Source organism: Phaeodactylibacter sp. (assembly GCF_022763345.1).
Lineage (GTDB): Bacteria > Bacteroidota > Bacteroidia > Chitinophagales > Saprospiraceae > Phaeodactylibacter.
Genome location: NZ_JALEGS010000001.1, coordinates 1 through 22,037 on the forward strand (window position 1 = coordinate 1; position 22,037 = coordinate 22,037).

At 51.8% G+C, this 22,037-nt stretch carries 3 protein-coding genes; 1 reads left to right on the top strand and 2 read right to left on the bottom strand.

Annotated elements, in window-relative coordinates; all coding sequences use genetic code 11:
- Both MRY86_RS00005 and MRY86_RS00010 read right to left on the bottom strand, forming a co-directional pair.
- The coding region (locus MRY86_RS00005) for an Ig-like domain-containing protein (RefSeq protein ID WP_293570929.1) at positions 1-1,151 on the bottom strand (1,151 nt) is incomplete at its 3' end.
- A gap of 49 nt (positions 1,152-1,200) precedes the next feature.
- Positions 1,201-20,256, bottom strand: a complete 19,056-nt coding sequence (locus MRY86_RS00010; protein ID WP_293563429.1) for a CARDB domain-containing protein — start codon at positions 20,254-20,256, stop codon at positions 1,201-1,203.
- 467 nt (positions 20,257-20,723) lie between these two features.
- Here MRY86_RS00010 and MRY86_RS00015 point away from each other — a divergent pair, with 467 nt between their 5' ends.
- Positions 20,724-21,389 (top strand): response regulator transcription factor, encoded by a 666-nt coding sequence (locus MRY86_RS00015; protein WP_293563428.1) that lies wholly within the window; start codon positions 20,724-20,726, stop codon positions 21,387-21,389.
- Positions 21,390-22,037: the final 648 nt, after the last annotated feature.

A 22,037-nucleotide genomic window follows, 5' to 3' on the forward strand; every position in this document is an offset into this window, starting at 1 on the left:
CCGCCCGCGTCCGTCGTGAAGGCCGCGCCCAGCGTCAGGGCATCGCCATTGCCGTCCACTACTGCCGTAACGGTCGTCGGCTCATCGCCAAGGATATCCGGTACATCACCGGGGGATACGCCACCAACCAAAACATTGCCATCCACTGATGGGCCATTTTCCACGGCGGTGTTGGTATCATCATTCGCCTGCAATAAGTCGTCAACCGGGCGGACTTCGATTCTTAAGGTTGCGGTATCACAATCACCGTCCAAGTCACAAATTTCGTAGGTCAGGCTGTCTAAGCCGAAGAAGTCTGTATTGGGATTGTAATCATAGGAATCATCGGTGGGGTCATCTGGGGAACCAGCGTCGTTTAGAGCCACGGACCCATTGAACACTCCTGTAAGCAGCGTGATAGCGCCTACTGCCGGGCCATCTGGCCCAAAATTATCGTTGGCTGTAACCACGACGTTAACGGGGCCCGAATCTTCATCCATTATCAGAGTATCATCGAAGGCTAAAGGCTGCCCATCCAGCGGGCAATCGATAAACCCATTCGGCTCGTTTCCGGAATATAAATCCTGTACGGGCTGATTATCCAAGCTTACAGAAATCTGGTTATTGAAGTTGGCGCCGGTACTGCCGTTAAGTGCAAGCACGTAAGGGCTGTCGTTTTCCAAAATGGCCAGATTGCCATCAAAGCAGTCATCCGGCAACCGGAAGCTGAACAGCTCAATGGGCATGCCTGATGCCAGGTTTTGGTTGAGCGGGATAGAGCCAGGGTTTAGGACAGCGGAATAAACATCATTGCCTTGCAGTACCGCCGGGCTCAGGCTAAGGTTAATGTAAGCTCCGGGCGTAAGCCGCTGTATGCTCCAGGTACCTGTGATGTTTACCATGCTTCCGATAGCGGGCACATCAGGGACTACCGGGTCCGTGAGCGTACTGTCCGGCAAACTAAAGGTGAACAATGCAGTGGATATATCCGCGTTTGAAGAATTAAAGTTGGGATATGCCACTGCCGTAATTTCTCTCGGATCAGACGGATTTTGGAGGAAACCATAAGTGATTTGGTTTTGTGCCTGACCTGAGTTTAGCGTAAAAAACAGCAGGCTCAGCCATCCTGATAGGCTCAACCAGGTTTTTGTTGTTCGTATTCGATTAACCATCCGATTTAGTTTTTGTGCTCATTTGATGAGCCAAATAAAAAATTTGTGCCTATTTGTTTTCAGGCAGTTGTTCCGAAATCAAAAAGGTTGAAAGTCCAAAAATATTTATAGGTATTAAGTTGATTACATCAAACACCATATCGGCGTTATTGTCCTGTCCTGCGTAAATGGTGGAGCCATTCAGGTTGACATCTGAGGAGAGATAGCCCTTTTCCTCAAAGTTGATCAGCCCGAATACATTCTCCCCGGAAGTATTGACGTTGTCGAATAGAGCATCTACGTCATTGTTCTGGCCTGCAAAAACGACCTGATTATTCCGGTCTGCATTAGCCATCCAAAGGGCATACTTCCCATCTACCGTTACTTGTTCGTACCCATCGTAAAGGGGGCTGTTTTCCCAGTAATCGCCCGCCAGGTCAGTAAAGTCAACACTTTGCATATTGAAAGAAAGGGGTACAGGGTATTTGGTCATTACCCCAAGGTGGTTGCGGTGCCTAACGCTTACGTAATAGGAATCCACGGGCATACCTTCAAAATGGAGCCCGGCACCACCAATGACGTCAGTAACCGCTCCGTTCCGCTGCAATAAGCCTGATCGGGTAGCTAGGATGCTATCTGGCTTTTCCTTATACCTGAGCTCTACCACGACCCAATCTACAATAGCTGCATTCCCAAAATCACTTCTAATCCGGGACAAGTCTGCCACTTGCTCTCCCCCCCCAATGATATGGTTGAACTCACTTAAGGCAGTATAAGGCTCCAGCTCCGGAATTAGCGAATCCTTACGGAGGTCGTCCCGCATCAGTATTTCCGGATAACCTCTGTCCAGCAAAGCCCCCTGCAGCAATACTTTCACCTGCAGGCGCAGTGTCATTTCATCTGAAGTAATATAAGCCGTAGCGGTATCGCAATCCAAAGTGGCATCGCAAATTTCGTAATTGAGTGAATCCACAAAAAGTAAGTTGCCAGCTGAGCTGTAGTCTACCAGATCATCCTCCGGATTGCCTGGGGTACCGTTATCATTCACCGTAGCCGTACCTTGGAAAGGATCAGTAATGATCCGTATGGTTCCAGCCGCCGGCCCATCGGCACCAAAGTTATCGTTGGATGTTACGGGTATACTGATTGATGTTACTCCTGAAGGCAGGTTTGCAAAGTCATTTACCGCAACGGGTACGGCAATGCAACTGTCTACAGGCAAGATGCGCACAGATACAAAGGTGGAATCCATGCAACCGTTGGTATCCGTAAAGTGGTACCCCACCTGATAGGTGCCGGTCCCTGCCTCACTTATATCCAGCTCTGCCGTGCCATTGCCATTATCCTGCAGGGCGGTTGCAGATGGGTCAATAGTGAAGAAGGCGCTTTCTCCAATGGCTGGAGCTGGCTGCCCCTGGAAAACCATATCTGCATCATCAATGCAGCGGTCTGCCGGATCGTTGAGCCTCAGCGCAGGAGGGCCAAGCGCTTGCACCACGAAGGTGTCCACGGCAATACACCCATTCAAATCCGTTACCGAAACAGAATACGCACCTTCGGCAATATCTGCCAAATCCTCGGTAATTGCTCCCGTACTCCACAGGTATCCATACGGAGCCGCACCTCCGGAAACCGTGATGTCTATTGATCCATTTGTTGTGCCAGAGCAGACAGGGCTTACTATACCTTGTACATTAATCTGTAGTGGTGCCAAAACCTCAATTTCAGTGGTAGCGGACCCCGGGCAGAAACCATCTGAAAAGCTGTAGGTAACCGTGTACTGTCCGGCCTGGCTGCTTTCCAGATCAATTGTACCGGAGGCGGGGTCAATAGACAGCCCTGGACTACTACTGAAAACGCCGCCCTGCTGGCCTGTTAGGGTAACCTCCGCAGTGCCTTCCGGGCAGAGCACTGAGCTCGGGTAACTGATTATTGCTGCAGGCAAAGCTCTTACAGTTACCGTTAGTGGGGCCCTGGGGCTTTCACAGCCGTTTACCGTTTGGGAGGCCCAATAGGTAAAGGCCCCAGGCACAAACGTAGAAGGAGTTGGTGGCATGGAAGCTCCGGTACCTCCGGAAGGTGTGGTATACCAAAGAATATTGCTGCCGGTAGCTGTAAGCGGTGATGCCACATCAAATCTACAGTATTCCACATTGGAGGTTTGGGGTGCGGCTGGCGTTGGCGTAATGGTGACCGAAGTGGTTGCCACACCGTCGCATTGCCCATCTGAAAAGAGATAGGCAACCTCATAAGTGCCGGCCACACTTTGGCTCAAGTCAATAACTCCAGTCAGGGAATCAACAACCAGCCCAAGAGGTGCCCGGAAATAACCTCCGGTAGTGCCAGAAACCAGCGGGGCATCTGTAGCCCCCAGGCCGCAGTAGGCGGATTCGGCGTAAACTACAGTAGCTGTGGGTTCTGGTAAAACTTCTACCTCAACCAGCGTACGTTCGCTTTCACAGCCATTAACGGTTTGAGATACCCAGTACGGAGTAGTGCCCACAGCGGAAGTGGCAGGCACCGGCGCCTGTGCAGCACCTGACCCGCCAGTCTCGCTATTGTACCAAAGCAAGTTGCTGCCTGTAGCAGTAAGCGAGCTGGCTGGATCGTCCAGGCAATAGGTAATGTTTTGCGCAACGGGGGCTGCTGGATTAGCAAGGACAGTAAGTGGTGTAGCTGTTGTTCCGATACATGGGCCGTCCGAGAAAGTGTAAACGACCGTGTAAGACCCGGGGGTACTGGCAGCCAGGTCTACGTCCCCATTGGCAGGGTTGATCGCCAGGCCGGGCCCGGAGGCGTAGCTTCCACCGGGCTGGCCCGTCTGGGACACACTAATGACACCATCCGACTGGCAAAATGCATTCCTGCTGTAGGAAATCTGAGCGGTTGGAGCTGGGAGAATGGTTACGGATGCCGTTGCGGAATTGTCGCAATTGCCATCACTGAAAGTATAGGTTACTGTATAAACTCCAGGTGTAGAGCCCTCCAGGTCAATTTCACCGGTTATTGGGTTGAGGACTAGCCCTACCGGACTGACTGCAAAAAACCCAGTGACTTCGCTACCGTTGATTTCAACCTCAGCAGTACCTTCCGTACAGTAAGGAGAGCCAGGGTAAGCTATAGATACGACAGGCAGCGTATCTATGCGCACTGACGCGTAAGCTGTATCCGGACAGTTCCCATTGGAAAAAGCATACCCTATCTGGTAATTGCCGCCTACGGAATTATCAAGATCAATAGTTCCTGTGAGTGGATTGAGGACCAATCCAGCAGAGGTGACAAAAAAGCTTCCCCCACTCTGCCCTTCCAGGTCGGCCAAAGCCTCACCCTCCGGGCAAAGCGGAGAAGGATAAGCTATTTCAGCAATCGGAGCCGGTTCTACAAGCAAGCTGGTTGAAGCCGTGTTGACACAAACCCCATCCGTGAATCGATAAACAATGGTATAGGTGCCTGCTGCAGTTACATCTGTATCTACCTGTCCCGTAAGGCTATCTATGGCAATACCGCTGGCAGGAAAAGCATAAAAGACACCCGTCAGGCCGGGATCCTGAACGACCGTTGGGCTGATCGTCCCTGAAAATTGGCAAACTGGATCTGCATAATCAATGGAAGCGCTCAATAAGCCTGATGCGGGCACGATTTCTACGTCAATCGCGCTCCTTGTACTTTCACAACCGTCAACCGTCTGGCTTACCCAGAAGGTGGTAATGCCAATATCGGCCGTGAAAGGTACCGGAGCCATTGGGGAACCAACCCCTCCGTTTGCCGTACTATACCAGGTCAGGTTTTGTCCCTCTGCCGTAAGCGGAGCAGCAGCAGATCCCTGACAAAGCAGCAGGTCACTGACCCCCGGAGGCGGCGGCACTGGATTGATGATCACCACGGTGTTGGTGGTATTCGTACAACCTCCTTCTGAGAATGTATAAGTTACAATGTAAGCGCCCGCTGTGCTGTTGCCCAGGTTGATGGTACCTGTAGCTGCATTTAAAGCAAGCCCGCCGGGCACGCTGCTGTAGGTGCCTCCCGCTGGCCCAATCCGCTCAACCGCTGCCGTACCGAAGGCACAGAACTCATCGCTTTCATAACTGATTTGCGCGGTAGGCTCAGGCAGTACCGTAACAGTGGTACTGGTATTCAGTCTGCCGCATACTTCATCGTCATAAAAATAGGTCACGACATAGGTGCCCGCTGCGCTGTTTTCCAAATCAATGGTACCTGTAACAGAATTGATCGCCAAATTAAAAGCAGAACTGAACCGCCCGCCCTGCGGGCCAGACAAAACAACATTTGCCGTGCCTTCCGGGCAATAGGGGTCATCCGGGTAATCGATGGTTGCCGTTTCAGGCGCTGTGATCCGAACTTCAATTCTTGCCCGCGGGCTTTCACAGCCGTCAATGACCTGAGCAACCCAATAAAAGACCGTATCCGGCTGAGCAGTGGTAGGAGTTGGCGCTCCCACTAAAGTATCTGCGCCCATCTCGGAATCATACCACCGCAGCGACATGCCCTGGGCAACCAAGGGCAAAGCCATATCATCCACACAGTACCGGACCAGGCTATCTGCCAGGGGTGGCTCAGCAGCGGGTTTGATCTCGATTGGGGCTTGCGCCTGGCCCGGGCAGCCCTGATCTGTAAAGTCATAAAGTACGGTGTCTGTACCAGTTGGTGAAGCAACAAGGTCAACCTCTCCGGTAGCCGGATTGATTTCCAAATCGCCCATAGCGGAGAAAGTCCCTCCCAATGGCCCGGAGGCAAGCGTCACAGAAGCTGTGCCTTCCGGGCAGTATGGGGAATCATCATAACGGATCACCGCTGTAGGCAGACCGATCACTTCAACGGTAGCTGTTGCTGTTTCTTCCGGGCAGACCTCTCCACCGTAGGTATAGTATACCTGATAGGTTCCTGGCAGGCTGTTATTGAGGTCAATCACGCCCGTCAATGAATCAATCACCAAGCCTGCTCCTGCGCTGAACCTTCCATCAGCAACTCCTGACAAGGTAACCACTGCACTGTCAACCGCACAGTAAGGAGAGCCCGGATAATCAATAGAAGTCAGTGGCAGTGTCTGAACAACCACTTCTATCTCTGCACGCTCGCTTTCGCAGCCGTTTGGTGACTGAGACACATAGAAAAACGCTGATCCGATAGCTGAAGTCCCCGGGGCCGGAGCCACCGCACTGCCTGTTGCATCTGCCAGAGATTCGTACCACAATAAATTAGTGCCCTGGGCGGAAAGCGGGGCAGCAACATCATCCTGACAATATACCACCGGCGAGTCGACCTCGGGCGGGCCAGGGATATCGAGGACTGTAATGTTAGTGAGGGCGCTGTTGGCACAGCCACCGTTGCTTACGGTGTAGGCCACCTGATAGTTGCCGCCCATGCTGTTTGCCAGATCAATCTGCCCGCTCATACTGTTTAGCGATAGCCCTTCCGGATTGCTCGTAAATACCCCGCCTCCCTGACCGGTGAGCGCCACTTCCACAGTACCTTCGGCACATAGCGGTGAGGGGTACTGAATATCAGCACCAGGCCCAAGCGGCTCATCCACTACTTCTACCAATAACGCGGCGCGCGGGCTTTCACACCCATTTACCGTTTGGGAAACATAAAAGATGCTGTCGCCTACTTCTGATGTTACCGGTACGGGCGTTTCCGCCAAGGGGCTACCGCCCGTGCTGCTCGTATACCACTGCAGGTTGGTGCCCTGCGCTAACAGTGGAGCAGCCGTAGCGCCCAAACAGTAAACGATATCCTCTACAGCCGGGGGCGGCGGAATATTGTGAATGATGGTGGAAGCAGTATCTATGGCCGTACAGCCAGTAGCCCCATCAGTAACCGTGTAGGTAATGGCATATTGACCGGCACTGCTGTTGGCCAAGTCAATAGTACCTGTTGATACGTTTAGATCCAGGCCTGCGGGGGCTGCGCTGAATTGCCCTCCCGTTGCCCCTGTCAGCTGTACTAAGGCCAGGCCTTCTCTGCAATATTCTTCTTCATAGCTGATGGAAGCCACTGGTACCGGATTGATGACCAGGTTGGTTTGTGCCGGCGTAGAGCAGCTTCCCAATTCATAGACCACCGTATAATCTCCCGGCATGCTTTCCGCCGGATCCACCGCTCCGGTCAGTGAGTCTATAGCCAGCCCATTTTCCAGCGAATAGTACCGCCCGCCGCTTGACCCAGTTTGTATCGGGAAAGCCATGCCTTCGTTTTGGCAGTAAGCCGCCTGCGGATAGCTTATGGATGCACTCTCATCTACCTCAATGGTGATTTCAGCGGTAGCGATAAGCCCAATGTACCCTCCGCCCTCATAGGTATAGGTAATCAGATAAGTGCCTGGAACGGAGTTTAACAGGTCCACAGTACCCGTCAGGGAGTCTACCACCACGCCAGGAGGGCCGGTAAATATCCCGGTGACGCTGGGAATACTTTTGGTCAGTTCGACCGGGGCGAAACCATCCAGGCGGCAATAGGGATTATTGGGGTACAGGATGGTTGCGACCGGGGGCGGTGCACCGAAGACGAATCTGGTGGCAATGTTGTTAGCGACATTCACCTCCGGGACTTCTCCGCCTACATCCAAGACGACCTGGAAAACGACTCCGGTCGCGGCATCTGAGGGGGTGGATGCGTAGCGCTCCGTACTCGATAGCACTTCCTGAACGCCCACATTCAGCCCATCCTCGACCCTGATTTCCTCTCCGAGCTGCTGCCCATTAGCCAAGAACCTTACGGTAAATGGCTCCGCATCATCGGTTCCTACATTGACAAAGCTTGCAGTCACCCCGATGGTATCTCCCGGCATTGGCACAATGGGGTCCAGAATGAGGTTCGTGGATAAGACCTCCAGGTCTGCCCCAACGGATTTCGTGTTGATGTAGATGTTGCCGATGTTGTTTTGCTCTGATGCCTCACAGAAATCATCGGGGTAGTCTGCTTCCACGTAGATGATTTGAGGGCCGCCGCTTTCAATCGTGAAATTGACGAAAACCTGCTCATAGTCATACGGCCCTAAAAACGGAATAACAGTGGAATCGATCGGAACACCATCATAAATAAACCTTACGTGAATATCTTCCAGGAAACGGTTGCCTAAATTATAGACGTAGGACCTGAAATTGGCGGTGGCGCCCACGGGCACCTGATAAGGATTAACAGAAGTACCGGGGATATTTGGCGGCATTGGCCCAAGCGGGAAGCTTCCAAGAGGCGTACCCGCTATCAAATCATAGCCATATTCTTCATCTAAAATGTTGTCATTGACGAGGAAGTTATCCGCTTCCAGTATCACGTCTTCGTGGTCTGCAAAGACTCGGATCCAGACCGGGCAATCATCAGGGAAAGTGTAGGGGACCGTGGAAATCACCCGGATCTCCTCGCCCGCTTCTATGCCGTTTATCACAATATCGCTGCCCAGAGGGTTGCCGTTTACATAAAGGCGGACCTCGAAAGCCGAATCCACCGGTGCCCCGACGTTTTTGATTGTGGCTCTGATATTTGCCTGGTCTCCGGCCCTATAATTAGGGTTTGACAAGCTTATCGAAGTTGCCACAATATTTGGCAGAGAAGGCACCGTATCAATTACGCAAAACTCGAAAACCGCTCGGTTGTTGTCCTCCCGGTATTCATCCACTAAGTCGTCGCGGTCAATTTCAGCAATGATAAAACGGCAGCCTAAAGGCCAGGCCGGATTGGAATACCTAATGGCGAAGTTTCCTGGCACCCCGGTCGGATAAACATACGTCTCCAGCAACTGCTTAGGCTGGCCGGGCAGAGAGTCGTAAAGGTGGACAAAAAATGGGGGAGAGATGCCGCAGCCATTATAATCAAAACCAGTCAAAAACTCTGGTACCGTACTATTAATTATCGGAAACCCAGCTCCACCACTAATCAAGTCTGGCTTATCCGGGATGATGTTGAAGTTGGCATCATCGAGGATGGCCGTAAACTGCTGGCCATCAATACTATAACTGACTCTTCCAATGATAAGGTAAAACCCTAAAGGCAAATTCGGGGGGAGTATCCCGCCAAAAGTTACGGTGTCCCGGAAGCCGATCTCGTCATAGCTCTGATCGGCCAAAAGCTGCCCATTCAACGAGACCTGGAAATTCACATCTGTCAATACCAGTTCTCTGCGGCCAACCTCCTGCCCATCCTGATCGGTCTCTATTTCTATCAATGCATTGATGATCCCGCCAGTAAAAGTAATGGGGTCACCGATTTCAATACATTCCTGGTCTATTGTTAAAAAACGCGCCAGCCCCCCGGTACGAGAAAAGCTAGTGGCACAAGGCTTGACGGTAGAATCGGCAGCAGTACCGAAGAGCACAAAATCCGTGACTTCTGCGGAATACTGGAAGGCCGAGTCGCAGGGCAACAAGAAGCAATCGCTTGGGTTGTCACAGTTACTGATTTGGAAAGTCCCCGAGAAATTGCCCTGGGGCCCGGTTGTCGTGGTCAGGGTATAGGATCCAGGATTAGGATAGTCGAGTGAAATGGTGACTGCCCCTCCCTGAACCGGCACTTGCACCGTGGTGTCTACCGCGCTTTGATAGAATGCCTGGCCAGTTATCTGAACCAAGGAGCCAAAAGGTACGCTATTAACCGTACCATTCATATTAGTGACCTTGATACTAGGCACCGGAGTGCCTCCTACCACCAGCAAGCGGTTGGCGGTGTTGTTGAGGCGCTTGACTTCCCCAAGCAAATTGTCTTCATCAATTACGACCTTCAAGGTGTAGGCATCCGCTGCCGGGAAGGTAAGGTTCTCAAAGGTTACCGTGAGCGAATCGCCTCCGCCAATAAACCCGGTAAACCCTTCCGCCTGGAATACATCATCAATGTAAAGCCTGACCGAGACGTTGTTTGCCGCAAATAAGGAGTTGTTGAAGAGGGTAGCAGAGACATCTACCAACTCATTTACCTCAGGAAAAGCAATATTGGGCACGATATCACCTGCCCTCACGAATAGGTCGAGCCCAGCCTCTGTTACCACAGGCCCTTCCGCACCAGGTATGGTCACCTCTTCTACATCCGGCAGTATGGCCTCATTTCCATTTTCGTCGAGCACCCGGAATTCATAGCGATAAGTATCACCTGCTGGCAATGCCTGTGTGTAGGTGTAGGTTTCACCGCTGATCCATGCCTCCCCATCACCGATTTGGCTCATCGTGAAGTAGCCATCAAGCGGCCCATTAAATTCGCCATCGCCATCCCAGTCGATCCCCACCTTAGGCCAGCCGTCTGCGGGAGCGATGCTATCCGGATTCTGATAAACAACGCGCCAGGTGTAAAACTCCCCGGCTAAGCCGAGGTCTGGGCTTACACCAGATTCATTGTCGTATGGGAACTCTGCGGGGTAACTAAGGATTGGCTTGGTGGTGTTTATGAACCCCCGTCCATTTACCGGAATAACCCAAGATATCAGGCCAGGGTTTGTAGCGACCAACTGCAAATCAGACTCAATCACACCGGGCGCTGTCGGCGCAAATTCTACCAAAATATTGGCTGACGCTCCAACTGCCAGGGTATCTACATTGAAGGTAGCCGTAAATACGTCCTCAAATGAGTACAAAGAGTCTATATAAATCGGCACATTGCCCGTGTTGGTTACTACAACCTCGAGGCTGTCTTTCTGCCCTACCTCAAGCACTCCGAAATCAAGCCCGAGAGGGTCAACAGACCATGCAGGGCTGATCAGGCTGCCTGTGCCTTCCAGCGCGATGACAATCGTCCCGGCGGAAGTGTAAACGGTAAGCGTAGCCGATTGGTAAAGCGGAGCTATGGGCTGAAATTGTACCTGGAAAACCTGTTCATCTCCTGGCTGAAGGGTATCCAGTGCTGAAATATCGTTGTAGCTGTACCATAAGGTAGTGCCTGCACCACCCGATTTGTTGATTTTTACGCTATCAATACTGATCGGCAGTGTCCCTACATTACTCAGCGTTACGGATTCCGAAGCCAGGGTATTGATCGCTATCCCACCAAAATCAATGGCGCCGGATGGAGAAGTCTCAATACCTGAGAAGTTGACCGTAACGGTCACCGTATCCTCATTGACGCACCCCAGGGGCGAAGTCCCTGCTACGATGTAGCTGCTGGTGTTTTGAGGAGAGACAAAAGCAACTGGGTTGGTACTGATTACATTCGCCTCTCCTAATTTCCTCCATTCGTAACTTACTCCACCAGTGGCCTCCAGCGATACGCTGCTCCCTCTGAGCATAGTGACATCCGCTCCTGCACTGATAGTCGGCAAAGGTAAGACCGTCACATTGAACCAGCTGCTAGTGTCTAGTCCGCAGACCCCACTTTCCACAACTGCCCGGAATTGAGCCGTGCCGTTCAAACCATCTGGCAGGGTAAGCAAAGTACTCATGACAGAGAGGTCTTCTTCAATGGTTTGGAAGGTATCTACAGAAGTTTGCCACTTCATCACATTACCCAACTCACCATTCAGCTCCAAGGCCAGGCTTTCCTGCAGGCAAACAGAATCCGGCCCCTGTATGAAACCGCCCTGTGGCTGTTGGTCTACAGTTATAGTAGCTACGGTACTGAAGGTGGGGTCACAGCCTGCTACTTGTACTACCGCACGGTAGGACCGGGTGAAGTTGAGGTCATTAACCGTATAGGAAGTGCCCGTAAAGGCAATATCCGTCACATCGCTCACAAAGCCATCCCCAGAAGACTGCCACTTGACAATACCTCCAATTACACCGGAAAGGGTGAGCACCGTTGAGTTGGAGCCTTGGCATACGGTACTGCTTCCGGATATCGTACCGCCGTTTGATGCCAGTAATAATACCTCTTCAGCCTGGCTTGGCACTTCCGGGCAAGCACCATTTTGCACAATGGCCCGGAACTGTGTAGTTTGTCCAATATCGTTGACCGTAAGGGGGTTGCTCGTCTCCATAATCGGATTGATATCGGAAACAAACCCATCCGTAGAAGACTCCCAACGGACAATGCTGCCGGTGAAACCGCTCAGTGTGAGCATGACTTCGTTCGGGGAGGGGCATACGTTGCTGCTTTTGGCTACCGCCCCCCCAATGCTGCCCGTTGTGACGTTTACAGTGACGGGCTTCAGGAAAGTACCACATCCATTCACATCTGTAATGCTTGCTGCGTAGGTCGTTTGGGCGCTCGGCGACACCTTGATAGAGTCGCCTGTGCCAATCACACTGCCCCCAAGCAGCCACTCTGTAGAGCTGCCGCCAAAAGAAAACAAGGTAGCACTATCCCCCTGGCAAATAGTGACATCTGGGGACACGCTCGTCCCATCAGCCGGGTAGCGGATGATTTGCCAGGATAGCGTATCATCAGTGGGGTCTGCATCACCCGGCAGCAGGAGTTCCACCTCTATGTTGTAAGCCGTTTCCAGATCAGGCAGGGATAATGGTGTGGAAAAGGTGTAAACCTGCACATCGCCCGAATTGATGGTTGAAGGCACGACTTCCTGAACAGGCGCTCCCCCATCAATTTGGTATTGCAAGGTAAACCCGCTCAAATCATTTTGCCCGCGGTTGCGCAGTTGCACAGAAAGCGGTGGATCGGCCGGCAGGCCACAGGGGTTGACCGGGCTGGTGACCGCCTCTAACGCAAGGCTGACCGGCGGCTGGGGCAATACCTCGAAAGTAATTACGGAGTCTTGCGCAGCGAGGTAGTTCATATTGCCGGGCTGAGCAGCGGTTACGGTCACCGTGCCAGGCTGCCCGAGAATTTGCACCGTATCGCCGGCAAGCGTAGCTACACCAGAGGCCGGCACTGTACTGATGCTGTAGCCTACCGGCAGGCCAGAGCTCGCTGAGGCGGACAGGATAACCTGCCCGGCATCATGCGGCTGGTCGGGCACCGGGACAAAACTGATTACCTGAGGCGACTGCAATATGGTTAGGATTTCCGTAACTCCGCCGCTGTAATTAGGGTCTGTAAACGTAGCCTCCACGGTGTAGGTTCCGGCATTCACAGGCTCGTCCAACTGGCCATCGTACAATATCTCCAGATTTAAGCCAACTGGGTTGGTCGTTGCCGTCACCGCTTTGGGCGCTCCATCATAGGTTTGTACCAAGCCGCTGAGGGCTATCCCGCCCGGAAGGGGGGCCACTTCTATATCCAGGAAAGCCTCTGCGGGGTCGTATTCTGCATTGCCCGCCTGAAAGGTGCGCACCTGCACGGTGCCCGCACCGGTAAGGCTAAGTGTATCTTCGTTGAATGTGCCTGGCCCGCTTACCACGCTCAGTTCTACTGGCAGGCCAGAGCTGGCGGCAGCTTCGACAACAAAAGGAGGATCTCCGAATGTCTTGGGGGGTACCGGTACAAAAGTGATAGATTGCGCCAGTTTGTTCAGGCTGAGGCTGGTTTCTGCAAAACTCGTGCACAAGCCGTTGCTCACCGTCCAGCGCAGCGTATAATCCCCAGCAAGGTCAGCGGCCGCTGTGGTATTGTGCAAGGTGCTGTCCGCGAAGGTTACCGTCCCGGGGCCAGAAACTTTTGACCATACTCCAACGTGCCCGCCTTCCGGAGCGGGCAGTGCGCCCAGTGCCCCAATAGACAAGCCGTTGACCGTAGGCGCCTCTGCAATGTAGGCTTGAATATTGTAATAGCCCAGCTGGCTGCATTCTATGCCCCGCTGCTCGGCAAGAGTGAGCGGGTCCCGGTAGCTGATGACTTCGCTGTAACTGCCATTTAGTGATAACGTATTTCTGTCCGCGCCCAATTGGTTCCAAAGCGTCAGATTGCTTGGATCGTTTGGGCGGATGCTATACACAGCATTCCGCTCCACGCGCCATGGTGCAAGTTCTGGATCAAATAATTCCTGATCGACGTAAGCTTCTCCATTCCTCAGGCTGGAAGAAGCCAAGCTAGATTGAAAGAGGACATTGCCACCCGTATGCCAGAAAAAATTGGATGTTGCCCCTAATAGAAACCCACCATTATTCAGGGTATCTTTATTCATAACAATTTGCACAGCGCCATTTACCTCCACATCTGCCAAAAGGCGGAGCTGGTCGTTGTCGAAACGGATGGCTGGCACCCCCCGCTCCCGGTGGACATTCCCACTAAATACCAGATATGGCATGCGGGAAACATTACTCTGGGCGGCATTATTCGCATTTAAAGACTGATCGTACCAAATTGCAACCTGACCGTCGGCACTGCCTACAAAGGACAATAGAGCTGTAGTATCCAAATCTCCCTGCGCCGTAAAACCGATATCCTGTTGTGCCCCATCAGAACTGCGCCTCACCCGCACAGCCGGGCCAGTATACCCATCCGACAGCCGGCGTAAAGCAAAAGCTGCATTGGGGACTTTCCCGACGCCTAAGATAGGAGGATCGACTTGCATCGTAAACGGATAAGGGGCCCCTGTACCGCAGGCGCCTTCTGCGATAACTGTGCCTGTGTATGCCCCGGAAGGTATACTGGTACTCTGGGCGATACTGATATCCCCACCGCTATACGGTACCATATTCATATCCGTCCAGCCGGCTGCCTCTGCGGCATTGTCCCAGTCGATACTGTAATGTGTAGGCGCCCCTTGCACATACTGCACGGCAAGGAAAGCCGTATCAGCCCCCTCTACCGATTGCCCGCCTACCACCGTCTTGATCGCCGGCGTCTGGTAATAAGCGATTTGGTTGCACTCAATGGCCTCCCGTACCGAATCGGCCATAACCGCCTCATATTCGATCAGCTCTGAAATCATCCCGCCCATACGCTCATTGAATGCCAAGCCGATATTGCCCGTATTCAGGGTGCCGGGCACTCCTTTATGGTTACCGACAGTAAGGCTAGCCCCGTTCCGGAACAAGCTGTTGCTGCCATTGGCTGGCTGAAGGGCGGTCACCACGTCATAGCCAAACCGGGTAATCTCCTCATCGTCTTGGATATTCCAGTTGCCTGCATACCACATGAAGCGGTTTTGATAGGGCCCGATCAGCCAATTGTTGGACCCCTGTATTGCCCGGCGCGCTGAAGTTGATGTGTTGTTGCTGCCCATCACGAGGTTAACGGAAAAAGGGTTGGCCGTGTAGGTATAGCTGCCTTGCAGCCCTCCTCCGCCTGAAATTGGATGAAGGATGGAAGGGCGACCTGCACGGACTACCAGCTCCCCACTGCTCACCAGCAAGGGCTGAAGGCTGTTGTTTGCCTGCGTTTTATGCCGCCCGTAACCGCTTTGGTCGTACCAGATGCTGACATAACCGTTGCTGCCATTGGCCAGCACCCAGCTTAAGAGGCTGCCGTCGCCGAGTTCCGCAGCGGTAAAGTCCTGCTCTGCATTATCACCGTCCCGCCGTATGCGTACGACCGGGCCGGCATAGTCAGGGCTTAGCTGCCGCAAACTAAAGGCAGCCGAAGCAGGCTGGCCGGTACCGAGTATACGGTAAGGGACCACGGCGGTGATGGGGTAAGCTACGCTGCTCCCACAGGGGCCGCTCACGGTCAGTTCTCCTTCGTACCGCCCTTCTTCCAGGCCAGCTGGTACGGCCAGCGTTAGGGAAGCAGCGCCAAGCATGCCGGAGCCGTCTGCAAAACCAGCGAGTTCTGCTTCCGCGCTCCAATCGATACTATAACTATCGGCAGCTGCGTAGGATTCTGAAAAGGGCAGCGACAGGGTGTTGGTAGCAGAATCTACCAGGGCTATATTCTCCGGCAACTCAATACCGGTAACTTTGTGATAGCCCACCTGGTCACACTCTATGGACTGCCGGCCGGCTTCTGCCAAACTGTCCGGGTAGATAATCGCTTCCGATATCCAGCCGTTCATAAAGTTTGCAGGGGTATTATTATTCAGCATACACCCTATCCTTGTGCGTACGCTTAAATCCGAAAACAGAACAGAACCAGGTACAGGCAGGGCTGTGGAATCCTTAAGCGCAAAATCCAGAAAAGCTTCTGCCTGCTGCTCTTTGAGGTAGGCGCTAAACAAAGCCGTACGGCCAGCCGTATTAAAGGCCTCGGGGGCGGACGGGGGCACCAAAACTATATTTGCGGTACCATCAAAAGAAAACGCCCCAATTGCATACTCGGAATTTGCAGCGTTGGCATTTGCAGCGAGGGCAAAGGACCTGCGGTTGTTGCCAAAATCATAATCGGCAATCACGGTAGAATTGTGATTCCCAAGGTTATTATAAAAGACGGCCTGCAAGCCGGCCCGCGGCGTATTGATCAGCGCTCCCGAAAGCTCCAGGTAATCGTTGGAGCCGTCGAAGAACAAGCTTGGCACTCCATTGCGCCGTTCAAGCACCCCATTCAGCACCATGCGCGGCTGCCGGGCGGCATCCAGCTGCTCCGCGTGCCGCTGATTGCCGCTTTGGTCATACAGTCTGGAAACAAAGGCACTTCCGCCGCCTGCAAAAGACAGCAGCGCCGCTGTATCCAAATGCCCTTCCGGCGTCATGCCGATATCCTCAAGCATATTATCGCTGCTGCGCCTTACCTGTACAAGAGGGCCCGCATAACCCGTTGATAGCTGCCGGAGGCCAAAAGCGGCAGATGCCGTCTGAGTGGTCCCTAGTATTGGTAACAAGCCCTCCAGCACTATCGCTTCTATGCTATACCCAATACTGCTTCCGCAGGGCCCGCTCACGGTAAGCGTTGCGGTATAGGTCCCTGCTATTACACCTGATGGCAAGGCTATCGCTACAGTATCCGGGGGGAGGGGGGCTTCTATTTCATCCACAAACCCTGCGGCTTCTGCCGGGGCATCCCAGTCCAGCGTATAATGAGTCGGATCTAATTCGCCGAGGATGCTGTAAGGGAGGTATAGGGAGTCCGCTCCGACCACCGCAGGCTCGATACCTGCAAGCTGCAGGGGGTAGTGTGGGATGTTGAAGTAAGCGAGCTGCTCACATTCTATGTCTTCCCGGGCCTGGGTTGGCAACACCTCGTCCATTACTAGCACTTCTGTGACGTAGGCTTGTGAGTACTGGCCTGAGGTATACTTCCCCAGCCAAAGTTCCCCAAATGCAGTATCTCCCCCATCTGGGTCAGTCAGTGTTAGTTCAGTGCTGTTCTTGTAAGCCTCGGTGGCTTTGTCCGCTGCCCTGCTGAAGGTATAAAGAATGGGGTCCGTGCTCACAGCAGGGCCATCGGTTTTGATCCAGCCATTCAAAAAGAAGACATCCTCTTGACCGTTGTAATAACCAATTAAAGTATTCCCATCTCCGCACAGCAACCTGCCGTTTAGCCCACCGGTCATCCGGGAGTAAAAGTTTATTGTATAGGGAGCAGATAAAGCAAGGGTATTGGTCTTTAAAAAGTCGCTGTCAAAGAACAGGCTTGGCTCGCCGGATACATCCAGCACCAGGAACCCGCCCTGGACAATATAAGGCTGCTCTGAGACATCGTCCTGCACCAAATGGTTTTGCCCCCCGCTTTGGTCATACCACCGCCGGACAAACACGTCTGCCCCACTATAAAAGTCGATAAACAATACTTCCTGGCCCACCGCATACCCGCTGCTGCCTACCGCAGTAATCGTAACCAGGCTGCTGTCGCCTACTTCCCCATCGGTATGAAAGGCTAAATCCCCTTCTGCATTGTTCGCTCCGTTCCTCACCAAGGCTGCCGGGCCGGTGTATCCAGCCCTCAGGCGCCGCAGCCCAAAAGCTGCAGCCGGCACATAGGTATCCAAAACGGTAGGGAGGCTATCCACCACAGCTACCTGCACCTGATGGGCAGCACTTGTACCACAGCCCCCGCCTACCGTCAGAGTCGCCTGATAAGTGCCTGCCATTGGGCTTGCCGGTAACGCAAATGCGATCGTATCTGCGGGCAAGCTGAATGCGTCGATGTCTGTAAAGCCTGCGGCTTCTGCATCCGAGTCCCAGTCCAGGCTGAAAAAGCTGGGGTCACCGAATTCTATGGTATACGGCAGGTAAGCGGAGTCGGCGGTAACCTCTACAGCCTCCACTATCCCTGTCTCTATAACATAGTAAGGGATATTGAAGTAATTGGCTTGATCGCATTCCAGGGCTTCCCGTGCGGCGCTGTTGTTGGGGCCCACCTGGATTATGGCTTCTGACATCTTTCCCCGATAAAAGTTATTCAGTCCTCTCCCAATGCGAAAAAGGCGGTCGAAAGGTAAATAATTACCAGGCGAATTGCTTACCCCTAAAGTCCTGCCATTAACATACAAGGCTGACCCAACACCAGAGGTACGCTCAGAAGTCAAAATCAACGGATCGTTATCATCGTAACTATTTCCAATGTCAAAGTTGGCATCGTTCCCAAAATGGGCAATGGTCCATGTATTTGTAGTATTTCTCCAGCCAATATGCAAACTGAAACCCTCTAGCCCAAAGAGATAGTTAGCAGATTGGGAAGTGGTAACCTGAGCTACGCCGTTTATCTGATAGGGTTGCCCCCCCAGCCAATCTGCATCGCTGGAGGTTTCCAGCCAGTCACTACTACCGTCATATTCAATGGCCAGGCGGCCTGACAAGAGCACGGGGTTGCCACCGATTACCAAACGAGGTTGCTGGTTCGTATTTGTAGTCCCCACATCACGGTTGTTCCCGCTTTGGTCATACCACTGCTTGACAAACACATCGGTACCTGAATAAAAATCTACAAACAGGACCTCCTGCCCTAGGGCATATCCGCTGCTGCCCACTGCCGTGATCGTCACCTGGCTGCTGTCCCCTACTTCCCCATTTGGCTGGAAGGCTAATTCCCCTTCAGCATTATGCACGCCGTGGCGTATCAGCGCTGCTGCCCCTGTGTAGGCTCCACGCAAGCGCCGCAGCCCGTAGGCTGCTTCTGGGAGATAGCTATCCAAGGAGGTGGACGGATTGTCGACTATGCTGAGCTGCAACGCCTTTCCATTACTTGTACCGCAGGGGCCACTGACTGTAAATACTCCATCATAAGTGCCTACCCCTGCACCCATGGGCAAAGCTATCGCAATGGTGTCCGGAGGTAAAGGAGCCTGCACAACATCTATAAAACCTGCAGCCTCTGCATCCGGGCCCCAGTTTATGCTGTATGAGGTAATGTTATTGTATCCGTTACCGTAAGCCAGGTAGGCAGAATCAGAACCTAATTGGGCTACTGGCTGCCCAAAATCAAAATCGAATGTTAACTGGACCGGGAGATTAAAGTAGTTGCTTTGGCTGCATTCGATTTCCTGACGTACCGGTTCTGCAATTACCTGGCTCATTATCAGGACTTCCGAAATATAGACATCCGAGTATTCTGCTAAGGCGCTTCTTCCGAGCCAAAGCTCACCGAATGCTGTGGTACCCGCAGTCTCGTTGCTCAAGCTCAATTGGGCACCATTTTTATACGCTGTCGTAGCCAGGTTTGCTGCCCGGCTGAAGGTATAGAGTATAGGATTGGTCGTTGCAACAGTGTTACTAGGGTCATAATTTACCCAAGCGTCCAGGTGAAAGGCATCCTCAAGCCCGCCCCAGTATCCTATCAACCGGTTGCCATCACCGCCGAGCACCCGTCTATTCTGCCCGCCGGTCAGCTTGGAGTAGAAATTGATCGTGTAAGGGGCTTGCAGATTGAGGGTATTGGTTACTAGGAAATCTGAATTAAAAAACAGGCTTGGCTTGCCCGACACATCCTCAGAAAGCGTGCCAGCCTGCACGATGTAAGGCTGCGAACCTACAGCTGTTTGTACCAGGTCTTCCTGAGCGCCGCTTTGATCATACCATCTCTCGACGTATACATCTGCGCCGTTGTAAAAGTCTATAAACAACACTTCCTCGCCCAATGTGTAAGCACTGCTGCCCACATCGGTCACTGTAACCAGGCTGCTATCTCCTACCAGCCCATTAGCCTGGAAACTCAAATCTCCTTTAGCATTGTGGCTGCCATGGCGAACCAACAGTGCTGCACCTGTATAAGATGCCCGTAATCGCCGCAAACTAAATGCGCCTTCAAGGTTGCTTAGCGTATCCAGAACAGGGACCTCGGAAGCCGAGTTCATGGTATTGTAGGTAGAAGAGAATAAGTTTGGTGAGGTTTTCTGATGGTTATTCTCTTTAAACTGTCCCCCAGTCAAAGAAAACAACGAAAACAGCAAACTAACGGCTATGCCGACTACTGCATTGAAGGCAGGGTAGGCTTGTAGCTGTTTTTTGGTCGTCTTGCTACTGTGTGTGCCGTATTTCATGAAATCTCGGATTTACCGAAAAAGGCATTCCGAAAATTCCCGTATCAAGGCTAAATACAATCAACCTTATCCACAGAAACCCCTATGATTTCAGGTAGGATGCCCAAAGTAAGTTCTATTCGCATCAAAATTAGGCATAACGCTTTTGAAAGCAATATTTTCAACTCAAATATAGTATGCAGTAAATATGTAGTACTACATAAAAAAGGATGCCAGCCTCTCATCCGAAAACTAAGACATGCAAGTCATTGTCTTCTGTTTTTAGATAGGCTTCAGTCGGAAACGGAAATAGGTGGTCACAAACACTACATACTAATGCGGGACTCAATATTGGATACTTTTCCACCCTTTTAATTTCAGCCTGAAAGCCTTTACTTGGATACGAAATTACGAGCAATTCAAGATTTCGAATGCACACCACACTCCCCCAGTGAAAGGTGCAGTTAATTCCTGTAACCTATAACAATATGCATAATTTAATATTGCTCAGCGATGATGCTGAATTTTGCAACAAAAGCTATGCCCAACTGAGCGAAGTATATCCGTCAGGTCATATTCATTGCTACCCAAGCATGGGGCACCTTTTTGAAGATTACCCTTACTCGAATACTTCTGATCAAAAAGTTATAGTGCTCATTGATGATCATTTAAGATCGAGATCAACTTTGCCCCTACTAGACCGTTTGCGGTTTTTTCTGCCACAGGTATCTATCGTTATGAATTTTGCCAATCCTATGGGGCATCATATCCGTGCAGGTATTGCCAAGGGTGTACGGGGTGTTGTAATTAAAAGCGCTCCTGCTCAACGGCTTGTACAAGCTGTTGAATTCGTTTCCAAAGGCAAGTTCTACGCCCCTCCTGAGGCGGCAGATATCCTTTTCCCTATTATCCGGAACAGCTTAGGGGTGCAGGAAGACAAGTTTCCTCTTTTTTGGAATAAGTTTGATCTCAAACACCGAGAAAAACAAGTGGCCTACGGGTTGATCAACGGGCTCACCTACGAACAAATCGCCACCCGGCACTACGTCTCGGTAAACACAGTCCGGTATTACGTTCGCTCGTTATACAAAAAAACTGCTGTGAAAAATAAAATGCAACTTATGAGTAAACTGCAAAACCAAGTGCACCAGTAAATAGTTGGTCTCCCTACTCTCGCCCATTTTTGATCTACCATATGGCGTTGAGTTTTGCCATGCTTCTTTTGTTGCTTTCATAAGCTGCATCTTCTTGCCTATTCTCATTCCTTTCTGGTACAAATACCTCTCCGAATAAACATCCTATAACTATCATATTGGTAACCTAAGATTACTGTAGATATCTGCAATTAGTAGAACCGCCAATGATAAGTGCATCAATAGCTTTGCCTTCTTTCAACCGAATCTCGCCTTATTTGTCTCTTAAATCGTGATTCATTGCCCTGGTATAAAAAAGGCAAGGTTTCTCAACCTTGCCGAAATACTAATAAATGCACAAAATAATTTCCTCATAATGAGGAAAACTCCCAAAAATAATGGAGCGCGTTAAAAATTTTCCATTGATCCCTAACCTTTTACCCCTCAATTAAAATTGAGAGGAACCCCGAAGATGTTTTACCCTATGGGATCTACACGCTTCAGGGTTGCTCTTGAAATTTCAATGCTTACCTATTTAATGATAACCATCTTCTTCGTTGCTGAATAGTTATCAGTCTCAACAGTGTAAGACACTACGCCAGTCGCCGCTAGCTCGGAAGACTTAACCGTGATGTGGTTGTAGCCTTTAGAGCCGTCGTGGCGGTACAG